Genomic DNA, 17,420 nt, shown 5'->3' with positions numbered 1-17,420 from the left:
CCGCGCTCAGCGCAGCCGGCGGGGCTCGAGGCGGGTCTCGACGGCGGTGCCGTCGGGGTCGCGCTCCACCCGGTAGGCCGCCTTGCCCGGCCGGTCGGCGACCGCCTCGACGAGCGCGGTGCCCCGGTAGACCAGGCCCACGCCGTCGTCGGTGGCGTGCCCGGCCGGCAGCGTCCCGTCGGCGACCAGCCGCTGGTACAGCGGGCGGCGCTGCTCCTCGGAGTCGTGGTGGACGCCGTTGGAGGTGGGGATCAGCCCCAGGCCGTTCGTCACCGGGCGCAGGTCGGGACCGTAGGAGTCGGTGGTGCCGCCGACGTGCCAGCACAGCGACCCCGCCGACACCCCGCCGAGCACGACCCCGGCCCGCCAGCACTCGGCCAGCACCTCGTCGAGACCGTGCACCCGCCACACCGCCAGCAGGTTGGCCACGCTCCCGCCGCCCACCCAGATCACGTCCTGCTCCAGCAGGTGCGCCCGGACGTCGGCGACGGTGGGCATGGGGAACAGGCTCACGTGGCTGAGCCGGACCGCGCCGCCGGCGAAGGCGCCGTACACGCCGGCCAGCCGCGCGGGGTCGTCGCCGGTGGCGGTGCCCAGGTAGCACAGGCGCGGCTGCGCGGGCGCCCCGGCGAGCTCGACGGCGAGGTCGAACACCGGGCCCGGCGCCCAGTCGTAGGGACCCCGGCCGCGGGAGTCGAAGCCGATGCTCGTGGCCACGATGGTCGGGGCGGTGGCGGGCATCAGGCCGCTCCGGTCGCGGTCGCGGGCCGCAGCCGGCGCAGCACCGCGGCGGCGGTGCGGCGGCCGCTGGCCATGGCGCCCTGGATGGACGGGGTGTCCCGGTGGTCGCCGCAGACGTACAGGCCACCGCTGAGGTCGACCGGGCGGCGCAGCCGCAGCGGGGGCAGCGCGGCCGGCTGCGCGCCGGTCACGGTCACCGTGGTCAGGTGCCGCAGGTCCGCCGTCGCGACGTCGTGCAGCCGGGCCACCTCCTCGCGCACCTCGGCCTCCGGGGTCGGTGCCAGCGAGCTGCTGGCCAGCAGGGCGCGGCCGTCGGGGGAGTAGGCGGGCTGGGCGTCGGTGAGCACCACGCTGTTGACCAGCCGGCCGCCCGGCGTCCCCAGGACGATGAGCGGCTCGGGCCACGGCGAGGCCGGCAGCACGTGGTAGTGGGTCGTCACCTGGCGGGGCGCGGCGGCCTCCACCGCCGGCACCAGGGCGGCCGCGGTGTCGGGATCGGTGGCCACCACGACGGCGTCGGCGCGCACCGGGCCGGCGTCGCTGTCGACGGAGGTGCCCGTGACCGCGGTGACCCGGACCCCGTGGTGGACTCGCCCCTCGCCGACCCCGGCGGCCAGCTGCTCGCCGATCGCCTGGATGCCCCGGGCCGGCAGGCCGGTGCCGCCGCGGACGAAGCTGCGCCACAGCAGGTCCAGGTAGCGGCTGGAGGTCTCCAGCCGGTCCTCGAGCAGGACTCCCGCGAAGAACGGCCCGAAGAAGCGCTCCAGGGCCGTGGCGCCGACCCCGGCCCGCCGCAGGTGCTCCGCCGCGGAGGTCTCCTGGGCCGCCAGCAGCCGCGGGACCGGCCAGTACCCGGCCCGCGCGGAGAACGCGGCGATCGCCGCCTTGTGCGGCAGCGACCCCACCGGCGCCCGCAGCGTGTCCGCCACCGCCGACGGCCGGCGGCGCGGGTCGGCGACGCGGTGCGCCCGGTCCCCGACGCGGACGACCGCGCCGGGGGTGAAGAAACCGAGGTCGAGGGCGGGCAGGTCGAGGTCGGCGGCGCGCGGGTAGCCGGTGTTGAACACCTGGAAGCCGCGGTCGACGACGAAGCCGTCGACCCGCTCGGTGGCCAGCCGGCCGCCAGCGTGCGCGGAGGCCTCCAGGACGTGCACGTCGCAGCCGGCGGCGGCCAGGCGGGTGGCCGCCGACAGCCCGGCCAGCCCGGCGCCCACGACGACGACCTCGGCACGGGCGGGCAGCGGCATGCCCCGAACCTAGGTGCAACCGGCTCCGGGCACCCGTCCGGAGCCGGGACCTGTGGACGCCGGCCGGGCCTGTGGACGGCGGGGACGGGACGGGGGCGGCGCGGCCTACGGTCCCCGCCGTGCCCGCCACCTCCCCGCCCAGCGACGGCCCCGACGACGCGCCGGCGCCGCCCGTCGTGCCCGGCTACCGGCTCGACCGGCTGCTCGGCCGCGGCGGGTCCGGCGAGGTCTGGCGCGCCCGGCCCCGCGACGGCGGCGCGCCGGTGGCGGTGAAGCTGCTCGTGGCCGGCGACGCCGAACGGCAGGCGCGGGAGGCGGCGCTGCTGGGCGCCCTCGACCACCCGCACCTGGTCCGGCTACACGAGGTGGTGCACCAGCCCCGGCGCGGCGGACCGGCCCGGGTCGCGCTGGTCCTCGACCTGCTCGAGGGCGGCAGCCTGGCGGCCCTGCTGGCCCGGCGCGGCCGGCTGCGCCCCGGCGAGGTGGTCACCGCGCTGGCGCCGGTGGCTGCCGCGCTCGCCTGTGCGCACGAGCAGGGCGTCGTCCACGGCGACCTGTCCCCGGGCAACGTCGTCTTCACCGCCGAGGGGCGGCCGGTGCTCACCGACCTCGGCGTGGCGCGGGTGCTGGGCGAGGACGCCGCCGGTGAGGTGACGCCGGCCTACGTCGACCCCGCCGTCGCGCGCGGGAGCGCTCCCGGACCGGCCTCCGACGTCTTCGGTGTCGCCGCGGCCGCCTTCCACGCGCTGACCGGCGTCCCGCCGTGGAATGCCGCGACCCCCGCCGACACCCTCGCCGTCGCCGCCGTGGGCGAGCTGCCCGACCTCGCCGCGCTGGCCCCCGGCACGCCGGCCACGCTGCTCGAGGTGGTCGGCCGCGGCCTGTCGGCCGATCCCCACGTGCGGGGACCGGCGGCGGCCTTCGCGCTCGACCTGCGGCACGCCTGCCGCCCGGAGCCGGTGCGGCTGCCGACGCCGGGGATCCCCGACGCCGAGCTGGCACGGACCGGCCGCGGGCCGCGCACCGAGCTGACCCACCAGCTGCCCGGGCGGCGCCGCCGGCCCGAGCCCGCCGAGGTCCGCGCGCCGTCGGACCGGTCCGGGTGGCCGGGGGGACCGGTCGCGCGGCGCGCGGCCGCGGCCGTCGCGGTCGCCGCCCTGGTGCTGGGCGCAGTGGCGCTCGGGCTGGCGCTGACCCGGTCCGGGCCCGGCGGTCCGGTGGTGCCGGCGGCATCTCCGGCTCCGGAGACCGCCGTCCCGGCGCCGTCCGCGGCGGCGCCGGTCCCGTCCTCCGCGCCGGCTGCATCCTCCGTGCCGGCCGCGTCCTCCGCGCCGGTCCCCTCCTCCGCGCCGGTCCCGTCCTCCGTGCCGGCCCCTCCGCCGGCGGGGGAGCAGGTCGACTGGACCGCCGTCCTCACCGATCTCTACGACCGCCGCGCACGGGCGTTCGCCACCGGCTCCCCGGCGCTGCTGGAGGAGGTCTACACGGCCGACAGCCCGCTGCTGGCCGCCGACCGTGCCCACCTGGGCTCCCTCACCGGCGCCGGCGAGGTGCTGCGCGGCTTCGCCCCGTCGGTTTCCGACGTGACGGTCGAGCCCACGACCTCCGGGGACTCCGGGGACGGGTCCGTGCAGGTGCGGCTGGTCGACAGCTGGCCGGGGTACGCGGTCGTGGCGGCCGCGGCCCCGGACGGCCCGGTGCTGCGCACGGAGGCCGGCCGCGGCCGGGTCCCGGTGACGATGGTGCTGGTCCCCGTCACCGGCGGCTGGCGGATCGGGACGGCGGGGCGGCTGGCGTGAGGCCCGGCGGCGCGTCAGCCGCGACCGAGCGCCTCGCCGAGGGCGGAGGGCAGGTCCCGGTGCCGGAACGGGTAGCCGGCCGCGAGCAGCCGGGCCGGTACCGCCCGCTGCCCGGCGAGGACGCTGGAACGGCCGAACTCGCCGAGCGCCGACCGGACGGCGAAGCCGGGCACCGGCAGGACCGTCGGGCGGTGGACGGCGCGGCCCAGCTCCCGGACGAACTCGTCGTTGCGCACGGGGTCGGGACCGGTGACGTTGACCGGCCCGGACACCTCGTCGGCGGTCAGCAGGAAGCGGATGGCGCCCACCTGGTCGTCCAGGCTCACCCACGGCCAGTACTGCTGCCCCGACCCGATCCGGCCGCCGAGGCCGAACCGGAAGACCGTGCCGAGGATCCGTACCAGCATCGCGCCGCGGCCGATGACCAGGCCGGTCCGCAGCGTGACCACCCGGACGCCCGCCTCGGCCGCGGGGGCGGTGGCGGCCTCCCACTGCACGCAGACGCGGGCGAGGAAGTCGTCCCCGGGCGGTGCGTCCTCCTCGACCACCCGGTCACCGGTGTCGCCGTAGTAGCCGACCGCGGAGGCCGACAGCAGCACCCGCCTGCGCGAGGGGTCCTCGGCGGCCGCGGCGGCGAGCGCCTCGGCGATCGTGGTGGTGCTGTCCACCCGGCTGGTCAGCACGTCCCGCCGGTAGGCCTCGGTGAACGGGCGTGGCCGGATCGGGGTGCCGGCGAGGTTGACCACCGCGTCGACGTCACGCAGCAGCGCCGGGTCGATCCGCCGGTGCTGGGGGTCCCAGCGGTGCTCGTCGGCGGTGCGGGGAGTGCGGCGCACCAGCCGGATGACCTCGTGCCCGTCGGCGCGCAGCGCCGGCACCAGCGTCGACCCGATGAGGCCGGAGGCCCCCGTGACGGCGATCTTCATGACCCTCCTCGTCCCCCCTGCCCGGTACGACGTCGGGCCCCGGCGCGTGCGCCGGGGCCCGACCGGGGGACGTCAGCTCAGGCCGAGCTCGCCCTGGAACTGTCCGGCCTCCAGCCGCTCCTTCACCGTGCCGAGGAACCGCGCGGCGTCGGCGCCGTCGACGATCCGGTGGTCGTAGGTGAGGGCCAGGTAGACCATCGACCGCACCGCGATGACCTCGCCGAGGTCGGGGTCCTGCACCACGACCGGGCGCTTGACCACGGTGCCGGTGCCCAGGATCGCCACCTGCGGCTGGTTGATGATCGGCGTGTCGAACAGCGCGCCGCGGCTGCCGGTGTTGGTCAGCGTGAACGTGCCGCCGCCCAGCTCGTCCGGGGTCACCTTGTTGAGGCGGGTGCGCTCGGCGAGGTCGGCGATCTTGCGGGCGAGCCCGCCGATGCTCAGGTCGCCGGCGCCGTGGATGACCGGCACGAGCAGGCCGCGCTCGGTGTCGACGGCGACGCCGAGGTTCTCCTGGTCGTGGTAGGTGACCGTGCCGGCCTCCATGTCGACCGAGGAGTTCACGGCCGGGTGGGCCTTGAGCGCCTCGACCGCCGCCTTGGCGAAGAAGGGCAGGAACGACAGCTTGACGCCCTCGCGGGCCTCGAAGTCCCGCTTCGCCCGGTCGCGCAGCTTGGCGATCCGGGTGACGTCGACCTCGACGACGGTGGTCAGCTGGGCGCTGACCGCCAGCGACTCGACCATCCGCCGGGCGATGACCCCGCGCAGCCGGGACATCTTCTCGGTGCGGCCGCGCAGCGAGGTGTCCGGCTGGGCCGCCGGCGACGGCGTGGTGGGCCGGGCGGCGGCAGCCGGAGCCGGGGCGGCCGCCGGAGCGGGAGCGGCGGCCGGGGCGGAGGCGGCCTCCGCGGCGGCCAGGACGTCCTGCTTGCGGATGCGGCCGCCGACGCCGGTGCCGGTGACGCCGGCCAGGTCGACGCCGTGCTCCGCGGCCAGGCGGCGCACCAGTGGCGTCACGTAGGTGCCGCCACCGTCGGCCGGAGCCCCAGCCGCGGGGGCGGCGCCGGCCGGGGCCTCCGCCCGCGCGGGCTGCGAGGGCTGGCTGCTCTGCTGCGCGCGGACGGTCTCGGCCTCGCCGGACCCGTAGTCGGCCCCGGCGGGGACCGACGGCGGCGCAGCCGGCGGCTGCGGCGCGGGCTGCTGCTCCTGGCGCGGCGCCGGAGCAGGAGCGGGGGCCGGGGCGGGAGCGGGGGCCTCCTGGGCGGCGGGTTCGGGGGCGGCGGGGGCGGAGGCGCCACCGCCGGCGGCGCCGGACCCGATCACGGCCAGCTGCGCGCCGACCTCGACGGTCTCGTCCTCGTTGACGGTGATCGACAGCAGCGTCCCCGACACCGGGGCCGGGATCTCCGTGTCGACCTTGTCGGTCGAGACCTCCAGCAGCGGCTCGTCCGCGGTGACCTCGTCGCCGACCGCCTTGAGCCAGCGGGTGACGGTGCCCTCGGTGACGCTCTCGCCGAGCGCCGGCATGGTCACCGGCGTCCCCTCGCCACCGCCCTGACCGCCGCCCTGGTCGGCGGGGGCCGGGGCCTCGGCGGCGGGAGCCGGCTGCGGCTCGTCCGCGGCGCCGGGGCCGGCGTCCTCCACCTGCTCGACCGGGGTCTGCGGGGTGGTGGCGTCCTCGGCGGAGGCCGGGCCGCCGGCACCCGCGCCGTCACCGTCGCCGCCGATCACGGCCAGCTCGGCGCCGACCTCGACGGTCTCGTCCTCGGACACGAGGATCTTGGTGAGGACACCCGCCGCGGGGGAGGGGATCTCGGTGTCGACCTTGTCGGTCGAGACCTCGAGCAGCGGCTCGTCGACCTCGACCTGCTCACCCTCCTGCTTCAGCCATCGGGTGACCGTGCCCTCGGTGACGCTCTCGCCCAGGGCGGGCATGGTGACGGAGGTCGGCATCGGGGCGGGGCTCCTTCGTGGTGGCGCGGGTGGGGGAGACGGAGAGCGGAGCCGGCCGGCTCAGCTGTGGGCGTGCAGCGGCTTGCCGGCCAGGGCCAGGTGGGCCTCGCCGATGGCCTCGCTCTGCGTGGGGTGCGGGTGGATCAGGGAGGCGACCTCGTCGGGGAGGGCCTCCCAGTTGAAGATCAGCTGCGCCTCGGCGACGAGCTCGCCGACCCGGCTGCCGACCATGTGCACGCCGACGACCGGGCCGTCCTTCTGGCGGATCAGCTTGACCGCGCCCTGGGTCTTGAGGATCTGGCTGCGGCCGTTGCCGCCCAGGTCGTAGACGAGGGTCTCGACGTCGCCGTACTTGTCGCGAGCCTGGGTCTCGGTCAGGCCGACCGAGGCGACCTCGGGGTCGGAGTAGGTGACCCGCGGGACGCCGGCGTAGTCGATCGGCACGACCGGGAGGCCGGCGAGCCGCTCGGCGACGAGGATGCCCTCGCCGAACCCGACGTGGGCCAGCTGCAGGGTCGGGATGAGGTCACCGACGGCGGAGATGGTCGGCACGTTGGTCTGGCAGTACTCGTCGACCAGCACGTAGCCGCGGTCCATCGCGACGCCGGCCTCCTCGTAGCCCAGGCCCTGGCTGACCGGGCCGCGGCCGATGGCCACCAGCACGATCTCGGCCTCGAACTCCTTGCCGTTCTGCAGGGTGACCTTGACGCCGTTCTCGGTGGACTGCACCGAGGACACCATGTTCCCGAGCTCGAAGTTGATCTTCCGGCGGCGGAAGGCGCGCTCGAGGAGCTTGGAGGAGTTCTCGTCCTCCAGCGGCACCAGGTGCTTGAGGCCCTCGATGATCGTGACGTCGACGCCGAAGGACTTCCAGGCGCTGGCGAACTCGCAGCCGATGACGCCGCCGCCGAGGATGATCGCCGAGGTCGGGACGCGGTCGAGCGCGAGCGCCTGCTCGCTGTCCAGGACGCGGACGCCGTCGAGCTCCACGCCCGGGATGGAGCGCGAGTAGGAGCCGGTGGCCAGCAGCACGTGGCGGCCCTCGAAGGTCTGCCCGTTCACCGCCACCGCGGTGGGGGAGACCAGCCGGCCCTCGCCCTCGACGTAGGTGACCTTGCGGCTCTTGATCAGGCCCTGCAGGCCCTTGTACAGCCGCGAGACGACGCCGTCCTTGTAGGAGTTGACGCCGTCCATGTCGATGCCGGCCAGCGAGGTCTTCACCCCGAACTGCTCGCCCTCGCGGGCCAGGTCGGCGACCTCGCCGGCGTGCAGCAGGGCCTTGGTGGGGATGCACCCACGGTGCAGGCAGGTGCCGCCGACCTTGTCCTTCTCGATCAGGACGACCGACATCCCCAGCTCCGCGGCCCGCAGCGCGGCGGCGTAGCCACCCGAGCCACCACCGAGGATGACCAGGTCGGCGGGGGTGGTGGGTGCGCTCACGACGTGCTCCTCGATGCTCTCGGCCTGCCCCACCCGATCGGGTGGGGGATGGTCCTCGACCATCCTGCCACTCCGGGTGACGGGGCAGGCCGAGGGCGGTTCCGTGCCGCGTGCGGCCGGGGTCCGCGGCCGCACGGGCGGTCAGCGGGTCAGCAGGTCCTCGATGGTCGCCAGCAGGGTGCGGACCGGCACCCCGGTGCCGCCCTTGGGCGTGTGGCCCCAGGGGGCGCCGGTGTTGAAGCTGGGGCCGGCGATGTCGACGTGCGCCCAGGGGAGCCCGGCCGGGACGAACTCGGCGAGGAAGTGCGCCCCGACGAGCATGCCGCCCATCCGGTCGGCGTTGGCGTTGACGAAGTCGGCGACCGGCGAGTCGATGCCGCGCCGCAGCTCCTCGGGCATCGGCATCGGCCACATCGGCTCGCCGCTGCGCCGGCTGGCCGCGACGACGGCGTCGCGCATGTCGTCGCTGCCCATGACGCCGGCGGTGCGCGCGCCGAGCGCGACCAGCTGCGCGCCGGTGAGCGTCGAGGTCTCGAGCAGGACGTCGGGGGCGTCCTCGGCGGCGCGGGCGATGGCGTCGGCCAGGATCACCCGGCCCTCGGCGTCGGTGTTGGTGATCTCGGCCTTCTTGCCGTTGCGGAAGGTGACCACGTCGGCCGGGCGGTAGGCGGTGCCGCTGGGCAGGTTCTCCGCCATCGGGACGGTGGCGGTCACCTCCACCGGCAGGCCGAGCTGGGCGACCAGGCACACCGTGGCGATCACGGCCGCGGCGCCGGCCATGTCGCTCTTCATCTCGTCCATCTTCGCGGCCGGCTTGATCGACAGGCCGCCGCTGTCGAAGGTGATGCCCTTGCCGACCAGGGCGACCTTCTTCTGCGCCTTCTTGCCCGTGTAGGTGAGGCGGAGCAGGCGCGGGCCGCGCACCGACCCGGCACCGACGGCCAGGATGCCGCCGTAGCCGCCGGCGACGAGGTCGTCCTCGTCGAGCACCTCCACCTTCAGGCCGGCGGCCTTGCCGGCGGCGGCGCCGCGGGAGGCGAGCTCGGCCGGGTAGAGGTCGTTGGGCGGGGTGTTGACCAGGTCGCGCACCAGCGCGACCGCGTCGGCGACGGCGCGGACCCGCGCCAGCGGGGCCTTGGCCGCACCGGCGTCGGGGACCACGACGGTGAACTCGCGCGGCGGGGTGGGCCGGTCGGCCGGCAGGTCGGACTTGTAGGCGGTGAACTCGTACGCGCCCAGCAGTGCGCCCTCGCCGACGGCGTGCAGCCGCTCGGCGTCCGGGGTCCCGCCGACGGCGGCCAGCAGGGTGACGACCGAGCCGCGGCCGGCCAGCGCGCGGCTGGCGGCGCCGGCGGCGCGCCGGATCGCCTCGGGGGAGTAGCCACCGGTGGCCTCGGGGGCGCCGAGGCCGACGGCGGCGACGACGGGGAACGGTCCCTGCCCGAGGCTGGCCACCCGGGTGACCTCGTCGGCGGCGCCGCGCGCGCCCAGGTCGGCCAGGGCGGGCAGCAGGCGGCCGCCCAGGAGCCGGTCCACCGCCTCCGCGCCGGGTGTGGGCAGCGGCCCGGAGGACCCCTTCCCGATGCCGACGACGACGGCGTCGGCGGGCGTCTTCTCGAGCGGGCGGTCGGTGGCGGTGATCGTGGGCGGCACCGCTCGATCCTAGGTCCCGGCCTCCGCGCGGTCCTGAGGACGGCGAAGTGTCGGCCTCCGCCGTCGCTACGGTGCGGGGGTGACCGCGCGGACCTCGCCCCTCCACGACCGCCACGTGGCGGCCGGCGCCAAGCTGGCCGACTTCGGCGGGTGGTCGATGCCGATCGAGTACGCCGGCGGCGGGGTGCTCGCGGAGCACGCCGCCGTGCGCGAGGCGGTGGGCCTGTTCGACGTCTCCCACCTGGGCACCGGCACCGTGCGCGGGCCGGGTGCCGCGGCCCTGGTCGACGCCTGCCTGACCAACGACCTCGGCCGGATCGGCCCGGGGCAGGCGCAGTACACGCTGTGCTGCGTCCCCGACGGCGAGGCCGACGCCGGCGGCGTGGTCGACGACCTCATCGTCTACCTGCACTCACCCGACGACGTGCTGCTCGTGCCCAACGCCGCCAACGCGCAGGAGGTCCTCGCGCGGATCGCCGCCGCCGCACCGGCCGGCGTCACGGTGACCGACCGGCACGAGGAGGTCGCCGTCCTCGCCGTGCAGGGGCCGCGCTCGACCGCCGTCCTCGAGGCCGCCGGTCTGGCCGCGGGGCTGGACTACATGGCCTTCGCGGGTGGGGAGGGGCAGGAGGTCACCGTCTGCCGCACCGGCTACACCGGCGAGCACGGCTACGAGCTGCTCGTCGCCGCCGAGCGGGCCGGCGCGCTGTGGGACCGGCTGCTCGAGGCGGGCGCCGCCGAGGGCATCCGCCCGTGCGGGCTGGGCGCGCGGGACACGCTGCGCACCGAGATGGGCTACCCGCTGCACGGGCACGAGCTGTCCCGCGGGATCACCCCCAACCAGGCGCGCAGCGGCTGGGCGGTCGGGTGGAAGAAGCCCGCGTTCTGGGGCCGGCAGGCGCTGCTGGCCGAGCGGGAGTCCGGCGCGACGCGGCTGCTGTGGGGCCTGCGCGCCACCGGCCGCGGCATCCCGCGCCCCGGCATGGACGTCCTCGACGAGGCCGGCCGCCGCGTCGGCGAGGTCACCAGCGGCACGTTCTCCCCGACGCTGCGCACCGGGATCGCGCTGGCCCTGCTCGACGCCGCGGCCGGCATCGCCCCGGACACGCCGCTGGCCGTCGACGTCCGGGGCCGCCCGCAGCCCGTCGTCGCCGTCCGGCCGCCGTTCGTACCCTCGCACGTGCGCTGAGGCAGCGCCCGGCAGGGGAGCGGCCTCAGGCCTTCTGCTTGGACTCCTTCGTCGGCTCGGGCGGGTCGGGGAGCTCGTCGGCCATCGTGGCGTTGCGCTCGCCCATGGGGACCGGTGGGCCCTCGGTGGTGTCCTCGGCCGTCTGGTGCTCGGACTCGGAGTTGATCTCCGCGCCCAGGAGCACCAGGTAGCAGGTGAGGTACAGCCACAGCATCAGCACGATGACGCCGGCGATGGCGCCGTAGGTCTTGTCGTACGAGCCGAAGTTGTTCACGTAGAAGCTGAAGCCCAGGCTGACCAGCGCCCAGATGACCGTCACGACGATCGCGCCGAGGCTGACCCACTTGAGCTTGGGTGCGTCGCGGTCGGGCGCCACCCGGTAGAGCACCGCCAGGGAGCCGGCGAACACCCCGAGCAGCAGCACCCAGCGCACGACCTGCGCGAGGACCGTGCCGACGACGCCCAGCGGCAGCGCGTCGAGCACCGCCGGGACGACGGCGACCAGCGTGAAGGTGACCAGTACGAACACGATGGCGCCGAGGGTGAGCCCGAGCGCCATGGCCTTGCGCTTGACGAACCCGCGGGTCTCCACCTCGTCGTAGGCGATGTTCACGGCGGTGATCACGTTGCCGGTGCCGCCGGACGCCGACCACAGCGCGGCGAGCACCGAGACGACCAGCGACAGCGACAGCGCCCCGCCGCTGTTCTGGGTGATCGCGGTGAGCTGGTCGCCGATGAGGGTCGCCGCCTCGTCGGGGAGCTGCGCCGAGAGGCTCTCGACCTGCCGGGCGACGGTCTCCGGCGAGGCCACGAGGCCGTAGATGGAGATCGTCGCGATCAGCGCCGGGAAGATCGCGAGGAAGGCGAAGAACGCGACGCCGCCGGCGATGATCGGCATGTTGTCGGCGTTGTTCTCGGCCCACGCCCGCTTGACGATCTGCTTCCAGCCGCGCGGCGGGATCTGGGTGGGGGTGGTCGCGTGCACCCCAGGGAGCTCGGCCGGCGTCGGGCCGCCGGGCGGCACCCGGCCGGGATCGGCCTCCTCCCCCCGGGCGGCGCGCTCGGCCGCCTCCCGCGCGGCCGCCCGCCGGGCCGCCTTCTCCTCGACCCGCTCGCGGATCCGGTCGACCGCGCTGTCGCGCTGCCTGGTGCCGCTCATCTGCGGCCTCCTCCCGTCGGTCGACATCGCGCCGGGCGGCGTCAGTCGCCCGGCCAGCTGCCGGTGAGCTTGGTGAAGCCGCGCGCGCCGGCCCGGTCGATCGCCGCCTTGGTGGCGGCGAAGATGGCGCCCTGGATCGCCGCGGCGAGGACCACCTCGCGCATGCGGTACTCGCTCTGCAGCGCGTCGGGGGCGTCGTCCTCCCCGGAGATGCGCTTCCACACCTGTTTGAAGACCGCCCCGGAGACGACGCCGGCGAGGATGCCCCCCAGCAGGCCGACCGGGCGGTAGACGAGCTTCGCGCCCTTGCTGCTCACTTCCGCACCCTCCTCGCGGACCGGCGGGTCCGGTCCTTCGTCCTCCGCGCGTTCCTCGCGACCGCCCGGCGGGCCCGGGCCGCCTCGCGGGCCGCCTCCTTGCGGGCCCGGCGCGCCTCGGCGCGGGCCTGCGCCACGGCGGCGCCCGCCCCGGTGGCGGCGGCCGCGGCCCGACGGCGCTTGCGGCGCCGCCGCCACACGACCAGCCCGACGAGGCCGGCGAGCGCGGCGCCCGCGCCGATGACGGCGGGCGGGCTCTCGCGGTAGGTCTCGACGGCGGTGTCCTTGGCCCGCGCGGCGCCCTCCTTGGCCCGGGCGGGGACGTCGAGGCGGTGGCTGAGCTCGTCGACGGTGCGGCCGAGTTCCTCGCGGGTGGCCTCGATCTCGGCCTTGATGGCCTCGGGGTCGGTCGGGCCGTTCGCGGAGGCGGCGTCGTCGGGACGGGAGCTGCCGGACGGGGTGCTCATCGGCGCGCACTCTCCTTCACCGTCGCGATGTCGGCCTTGGTGCTGGCGATCGCCTCCGTGGGCACCGGCGGCGTGCCCTTCTGCACGTCCTTCTTGCCGACCAGCGCCAGGATCCCGGCGACGGCGAACAGCACGACCGCCACGATCAGCGCGGCGAGCCACGCGGGCAGGACGACGTCCAGGGCCAGGACGGCGGTTGCGACCAGCACGCACAGCCCGAGGAAGCCGAACAGGCCGGCGCCGCCGAACAGGCCCGCGCCGATGCCCAGCCGCTTGGCCTTCTGCGTCATCTCGGCCTGGGCCAGCCGGGCCTCGTCGCGGACCAGGCGGGACACCTGCTCGGTCAGCTGGCTGATCAGCTGACCGGTCGAGGCCTCGTCGGTCGACGGCGGCGGGGTCGTGGCGCGCGAGGCGCCCGCGGGGGGCACGGTCATCGGTCCTCCGGGAGAACGGGGCGGTCGATGACCTCCCATTCCCGCGGAGATCCGCGGCGTAACCACGCAGGTGGTCACACCCCGGACACGGCGCGGGCGGACGGCGGGGTCACTACCCTCGCGCCATGAGCTGGACGTGGCGGCTGGAGGACCCGACCGGCGCGACCCTGGACCCGGCCGCGCTCGGTGTCGAGGTGCCGCCCGCGGACAACCAGGGCGACGCCGAGTCGTGGCTGGGCGAGAACTGGCGGGACCTGCTGGCCCGGGGCGTGGCCGCGGTCAGCCTGTTCGACGGCGAGACCCGGGCCTACGGGCCGATGGCGCTGGCCCCGGCCTGAACCTCCGGTGGAGGTCCAGACCGGGGCGGTGCCGTTCAGCCCCGGGCGGTCTTCGCCGGGTCGCGCTCGACGACGTCGCCGAGCACCTCGTCGATGCGCGCCATCACGTCGTCCTCGAGGCGGACGCCCGCGGCCTTCACGTTGTCGTGCACCTGCTCCGGGCGGGTCGCGCCGATGATCGCCGCGGCCACGTTCTCGTTCTGCAGCACCCAGGCGACGGCGAGCTGGGCCATCGACAGGCCGAGGTCGTCGGCGACCGCGCGCAGGTCCTGCACGCGGGTGAGGACGTCGTCGGTCATGAGGCGCTGGATGAACCGGCCGGCCTCGGGGTCGGTGGCCCGGCTGCCGGCGGGCGGCTGCTCGCCGGGCCGGTACTTGCCGGTGAGCACGCCCTGGGCGAGCGGGGACCACACGATCTGCGAGACGCCCTCGCGCTGCGACGTCGGGACGACCTCGTCCTCGATGACCCGCCACAGCATCGAGTACTGCGGCTGGTTGCTGATCAGCTGGATGCCGAGCTCGCGCGCCAGGGCCGCGCCGGCGGCGATCTCCTCGGCCCGCCACTCGGAGACGCCGACGTAGAGGACCTTGCCCGCCCGCACCAGGTCGGCGAAGGCGCCCATCGTCTCCTCGAGCGGCACCGTCTCGTCGTAGCGGTGCGCCTGGTAGAGGTCGATGTGGTCGGTCTGCAGCCGCCGCAGCGAGGCGTCACAGCTCTCCAGGACGTGCTTGCGGCCCAGACCGCGGTCGTTGGGGCCGGGGCCGGTGGGCCAGTAGACCTTGGTGAAGATCTCCAGGCCCTCGCGGCGCTGGCCGGCCAGGGCGCGGCCGAGCACCGACTCGGCGCGGGTGCCGGCGTAGACGTCGGCGGTGTCGAAGGTCGTGATGCCGGCGTCGAGGGCGGCGCGCACGCAGGCCTGCGCGGCGTCCTCCTCGACCTGGCCCCCGTGGGTGAGCCAGTTGCCGTAGGCGATCTCGGAGATGGTCAGGCCGGAACGGCCGAGGCGTCGGTACTCCACGTGGCCCGACGCTAGCCCCGGACCCCCGCACCCACCTGCTCAGGCCCGGGCCAGCCTCCCCGCCAGCCAGCCCGCGGCCGCCTCCGCGCGGTCGGGCCCGGCCACGGCGCGGACGAGCAGGACGCCGTCGAGGGCCGCCAGCAGGCCGGCGGCGGCCGCCTCGCGCTCGCCGTCGTCGACGGCCAGCCGCGGGCCCACCCAGCCCAGCCAGTCCTCGGCCACCCGGCGGGCGAGGTCGGCGTGGGGCTGCCGCCCGCGGGCGGCCAGTCCGCACACCTCCAGGTAGAGCCGGACGTGCGCCTCGGCCCCGGACTCCTGCAGGGCGGCCCACACCAGCGGCAGGAGTCGCCCGGGCGGGACGGCCCCGTCGGGGAGGGCGCCGGTGAGCCCGGCCTGCAGCTGCTCGCCGACGGCTCCGAGGACCGCGGCCAGGAGGTCGTCGCGGGTGCCGAAGTAGTAGAGGAGCATCCGGTCGCTGGTGCCCAGGGCCGCGGCCAGCGGCCGCAGCGAGAGGGTGGCCACCCCCTCGCGCAGGACGTGCTCGACCGCTCCCGCCAGGTACGCCGCCCGCTGCTCGCCGTGCCTTGCCGCGCTCATGTAGCAGACGCTACATTCACGGGTGTGTAGCGACTGCTACACACCCCTCGGCACGAGGAGGCAACCATGCGGGAGACGACGGTGCCCACCCGGGTCGGGCCGGTCCGGGTGCGGCAGACGGGCGCGGTGGGGGAGCCCGCGGTGCTGGCGGTGCACGGCCTGCTCCTGGACGGCCGGCTGTGGGACCCGGTGGCCGAGCGGCTCGGGGGAGGCGTGAGGATCGTGGTCCCCGACCTGCCGCTCGGGGCCCACCGGCAGGCGGTGCCCGACCGGGGCGTGCTCACGCCGGAGCAGGTCGCCGGCGCGCTGGCCGACGTGCTCGACGGGGTGGACGCCGAGCGGGCCGTGCTGGTGGGCAACGACACCGGCGGGGCGCTGGTGCAGCTGGCCGCCGCGGCGGTGCCCGAGCGGGTCGCCGGGCTGGTGCTGGCCGGCTGCGACGCCTTCGAGCACTTCCCGCCGCCGCTGCTGCGTCCGCTCCCGCGCGTCGCCCGGGTGCCCGGGGTCGTACCGGCGGTGCTCCGGGTGCTCGCCGTCCCCCGGGTGCTGGCCCGGCCGGGGGTCCTGAACCCGTTCACCGCCCGCGGGTTCGGCCGGCCGCTGGTCGCCGACTGGCTGCGGCCGGCGCGCACCGATCCCGGCGTGCGGGCCGACCTGGCCGCGTTCGTGGCCGCCACCCGGCCCGGGCCGCTGCTGGCCGCGGTCCCGGCCCTCGGGGCGCTCGGCGTGCCCGCCGCGGTCGCGTGGGGCCGCCGCGACCGGGTCTTCCCGCCACGGGACGCCGAGCGGCTCGCGCAGCTGCTCGGCACCTCCGTCACCTGGCTCGACGACGCGCTGACGTTCGTGCCGTGGGACCGCCCGGACGCCGTCGCCGCGGCCGTGCGCTCCGTCGTCGGCGCGGCCGTGGGGTGACCGGCGCCCTCAGACCTCCGCGCCGACCGCGACCTCGGGCTTCGGGAAGCGCCAGCGGCGGATCATCGTCGCCCGGCTGACGCCGTACCAGACCAGGCCCTTCATCCGGTGCGGCTGGTCGGCGAAGCGCCGGCGCACGGTCTTCGAGATCCGCCGCCCCAGGAACACCGAGTCCACGATGATCACCAGGAAGAACAGGAACCAGACGAAGACCGTGTAGTTCTGCACCGCGGGGTTCGGGATGAAGTACCCGACCAGCACCAGCGCGGCGACCGGGAGGAAGAAGCTGCCGGCGTTGCGGCGCGCGTCGACCAGGTCGCGGACGAGCTTGCGCACCGGGCCGCGGTCGCGCGCCGGGAGGTAGGCGTCGTCGCCGCGGGCCATGCCCGCCCGGGTGTCGGCCCGCCGCTGCGCCTGCTGCTGGCGCATGCGGGCGTAGGCCTCCTTGCGCGTGGTGGGCGGCGGCGGGGGAGGGCCGGGACGGCGGCCCTGCGCCTCGGCGCGCTTGGGCGTCGGGCGGCCCTTGCCGCCGGCCTTCACCAGCTGCTGCTCGGTCAGGTCGGCGGCGGTGTCCGGGGCGGTCTCGGCGGCGCGGTCCCGGCGCCCGGGCAGGCGGAGCTTCACGTCCGCAAGTCTACGTGCGTCCCCGCGAGGGACTGGCCTCCCGCGGTGCGCGCCGTACAGTGGGAAGAGGGGCCGCCACGGCGGTGTTGACCCGCGGCAGGGAGTGCCGCAACGGACGCCCTCGGATGTGGGAGGACAGACATGACGGTGCAGGACACCGAGACCACCGGCAGCACCGGGGTGCTGCTCAGCGACCCGGCGGCCGCCAAGGTCAAGGCGCTGCTGGACCAGGAGGGCCGCGACGACCTGCGTCTGCGCATCGCCGTCCAGCCCGGTGGCTGCTCCGGCCTGCGCTACCAGCTCTTCTTCGACGAGCGGTTCCTCGACGGCGACCAGACCTACGAGTTCGGTGGCGTCGAGGTCATCGTCGACCGGATGAGCGGGCCGTACCTGGGCGGCGCGGTGATCGACTTCGTCGACACCATCGAGAAGCAGGGCTTCACGATCGACAACCCGAACGCGCAGGGCTCCTGCGCGTGCGGCGACTCGTTCCACTGAGGAAGGACCCCTCTGCCCCCCGGCACCTCGTACCTCGGCGCCGGGACCCTGCAGAGGGGCCGAACAGCAGAACGCGGAACGGCGCCCGTCCCCGGGAGGGGACGGGC

18 protein-coding genes are annotated in these 17,420 nt (G+C 76.2%); 5 read left to right on the top strand and 13 right to left on the bottom strand.

The features are described 5' to 3' along the window. Positions 1 to 6: 6 nt before the first annotated feature. Together ACI796_RS14550 and ACI796_RS14545 are read right to left on the bottom strand one after the other, a co-directional pair. Complete coding sequence (locus ACI796_RS14550; RefSeq protein WP_456941939.1) at positions 7 to 741, bottom strand: Type 1 glutamine amidotransferase-like domain-containing protein; 735 nt, start codon at positions 739 to 741, stop codon at positions 7 to 9. Continuing rightward, positions 741 to 1,988: an NAD(P)/FAD-dependent oxidoreductase gene (locus ACI796_RS14545; RefSeq protein ID WP_456941938.1), complete on the bottom strand. Its 1,248-nt coding sequence runs from the start codon at positions 1,986 to 1,988 to the stop codon at positions 741 to 743. The genes ACI796_RS14550 and ACI796_RS14545 overlap by 1 nt, the downstream gene beginning before the upstream one ends. A 119-nt stretch (positions 1,989 to 2,107) precedes the next feature. Between ACI796_RS14545 and ACI796_RS14540 the strand changes: the two genes are divergently transcribed. Then, positions 2,108 to 3,787 carry a serine/threonine-protein kinase gene (locus ACI796_RS14540; protein WP_456941937.1) on the top strand — a complete coding sequence of 560 codons (1,680 nt, stop codon included), beginning with the start codon at positions 2,108 to 2,110 and terminating at the stop codon, positions 3,785 to 3,787. Between the two features lie 14 nt (positions 3,788 to 3,801). On the opposite strand, the gene ACI796_RS14535 is transcribed toward ACI796_RS14540, so the two are convergent. The 4 genes from ACI796_RS14535 to ACI796_RS14520 all read right to left on the bottom strand — a co-directional run bounded on the left by ACI796_RS14535 (position 3,802) and on the right by ACI796_RS14520 (position 9,759). After that, positions 3,802 to 4,713: a TIGR01777 family oxidoreductase gene (locus ACI796_RS14535; RefSeq protein ID WP_456941936.1), complete on the bottom strand. Its 912-nt coding sequence runs from the start codon at positions 4,711 to 4,713 to the stop codon at positions 3,802 to 3,804. A gap of 72 nt (positions 4,714 to 4,785) precedes the next feature. Continuing rightward, on the bottom strand, positions 4,786 to 6,666 hold the full coding sequence (sucB, locus tag ACI796_RS14530; protein WP_456941935.1) for a 2-oxoglutarate dehydrogenase, E2 component, dihydrolipoamide succinyltransferase: 1,881 nt from the start codon (positions 6,664 to 6,666) through the stop codon (positions 4,786 to 4,788). Positions 6,667 to 6,726: 60 nt separating this feature from the next. Further along, positions 6,727 to 8,106, bottom strand: coding sequence for a dihydrolipoyl dehydrogenase (lpdA, locus tag ACI796_RS14525; protein WP_456941934.1), 1,380 nt, complete (start codon positions 8,104 to 8,106; stop codon positions 6,727 to 6,729). Between the two features lie 141 nt (positions 8,107 to 8,247). Next, positions 8,248 to 9,759 carry a leucyl aminopeptidase gene (locus ACI796_RS14520; protein WP_456941933.1) on the bottom strand — a complete coding sequence of 504 codons (1,512 nt, stop codon included), beginning with the start codon at positions 9,757 to 9,759 and terminating at the stop codon, positions 8,248 to 8,250. A 79-nt stretch (positions 9,760 to 9,838) separates the two neighbouring features. Here ACI796_RS14520 and gcvT point away from each other — a divergent pair, with 79 nt between their 5' ends. Continuing rightward, on the top strand, positions 9,839 to 10,948 hold the full coding sequence (gene gcvT / locus ACI796_RS14515; protein WP_456941932.1) for a glycine cleavage system aminomethyltransferase GcvT: 1,110 nt from the start codon (positions 9,839 to 9,841) through the stop codon (positions 10,946 to 10,948). Positions 10,949 to 10,973: 25 nt separating this feature from the next. On the opposite strand, the gene ACI796_RS14510 is transcribed toward gcvT, so the two are convergent. From ACI796_RS14510 to ACI796_RS14495, 4 genes are read right to left on the bottom strand one after another with little or no spacing between them, the layout of a single operon-like run. Then, positions 10,974 to 12,107, bottom strand: a complete 1,134-nt coding sequence (locus ACI796_RS14510; protein ID WP_456941931.1) for a YihY/virulence factor BrkB family protein — start codon at positions 12,105 to 12,107, stop codon at positions 10,974 to 10,976. A 41-nt stretch (positions 12,108 to 12,148) separates the two neighbouring features. After that, complete coding sequence (locus ACI796_RS14505; protein WP_456941930.1) at positions 12,149 to 12,424, bottom strand: DUF4235 domain-containing protein; 276 nt, start codon at positions 12,422 to 12,424, stop codon at positions 12,149 to 12,151. Continuing rightward, a complete protein-coding gene (locus tag ACI796_RS14500) occupies positions 12,421 to 12,891 on the bottom strand; it encodes a DUF3618 domain-containing protein (protein ID WP_456941929.1) in 471 nt (156 codons plus the stop codon). Before ACI796_RS14500 ends, ACI796_RS14505 begins: the two co-directional genes overlap by 4 nt. After that, a complete protein-coding gene (locus tag ACI796_RS14495) occupies positions 12,888 to 13,325 on the bottom strand; it encodes a phage holin family protein (RefSeq protein ID WP_456941928.1) in 438 nt (145 codons plus the stop codon). The genes ACI796_RS14500 and ACI796_RS14495 overlap by 4 nt, the downstream gene beginning before the upstream one ends. Positions 13,326 to 13,450: 125 nt before the next feature. On the opposite strand from ACI796_RS14495, the gene ACI796_RS14490 reads away from it, so the two are divergent. Continuing rightward, positions 13,451 to 13,663, top strand: coding sequence for a hypothetical protein (locus ACI796_RS14490; RefSeq protein ID WP_456941927.1), 213 nt, complete (start codon positions 13,451 to 13,453; stop codon positions 13,661 to 13,663). A 35-nt stretch (positions 13,664 to 13,698) separates the two neighbouring features. On the opposite strand, the gene ACI796_RS14485 is transcribed toward ACI796_RS14490, so the two are convergent. Both ACI796_RS14485 and ACI796_RS14480 read right to left on the bottom strand, forming a co-directional pair. Beyond that, positions 13,699 to 14,682: an aldo/keto reductase family protein gene (locus ACI796_RS14485; RefSeq protein ID WP_456941926.1), complete on the bottom strand. Its 984-nt coding sequence runs from the start codon at positions 14,680 to 14,682 to the stop codon at positions 13,699 to 13,701. Positions 14,683 to 14,721: 39 nt separating this feature from the next. Then, positions 14,722 to 15,279: a TetR/AcrR family transcriptional regulator gene (locus ACI796_RS14480; protein WP_456941925.1), complete on the bottom strand. Its 558-nt coding sequence runs from the start codon at positions 15,277 to 15,279 to the stop codon at positions 14,722 to 14,724. A 66-nt stretch (positions 15,280 to 15,345) separates the two neighbouring features. Here ACI796_RS14480 and ACI796_RS14475 point away from each other — a divergent pair, with 66 nt between their 5' ends. Next, positions 15,346 to 16,191, top strand: a complete 846-nt coding sequence (locus ACI796_RS14475; RefSeq protein WP_456941924.1) for an alpha/beta fold hydrolase — start codon at positions 15,346 to 15,348, stop codon at positions 16,189 to 16,191. A gap of 9 nt (positions 16,192 to 16,200) precedes the next feature. Here ACI796_RS14475 and ACI796_RS14470 read toward each other — a convergent pair whose 3' ends face one another. After that, on the bottom strand, positions 16,201 to 16,815 hold the full coding sequence (locus tag ACI796_RS14470) for a DUF3043 domain-containing protein (RefSeq protein ID WP_456941923.1): 615 nt from the start codon (positions 16,813 to 16,815) through the stop codon (positions 16,201 to 16,203). Between the two features lie 141 nt (positions 16,816 to 16,956). Between ACI796_RS14470 and ACI796_RS14465 the strand changes: the two genes are divergently transcribed. Further along, a complete protein-coding gene (locus tag ACI796_RS14465; protein ID WP_456875500.1) occupies positions 16,957 to 17,313 on the top strand; it encodes a HesB/IscA family protein in 357 nt (118 codons plus the stop codon). Positions 17,314 to 17,420 lie beyond the last annotated feature (107 nt).

The organism is Geodermatophilus sp. SYSU D00525 (assembly GCF_054050475.1).
Note: the sequence above shows the minus strand (reverse complement) of the source record. Positions and strands in the feature narration are given on the sequence as shown.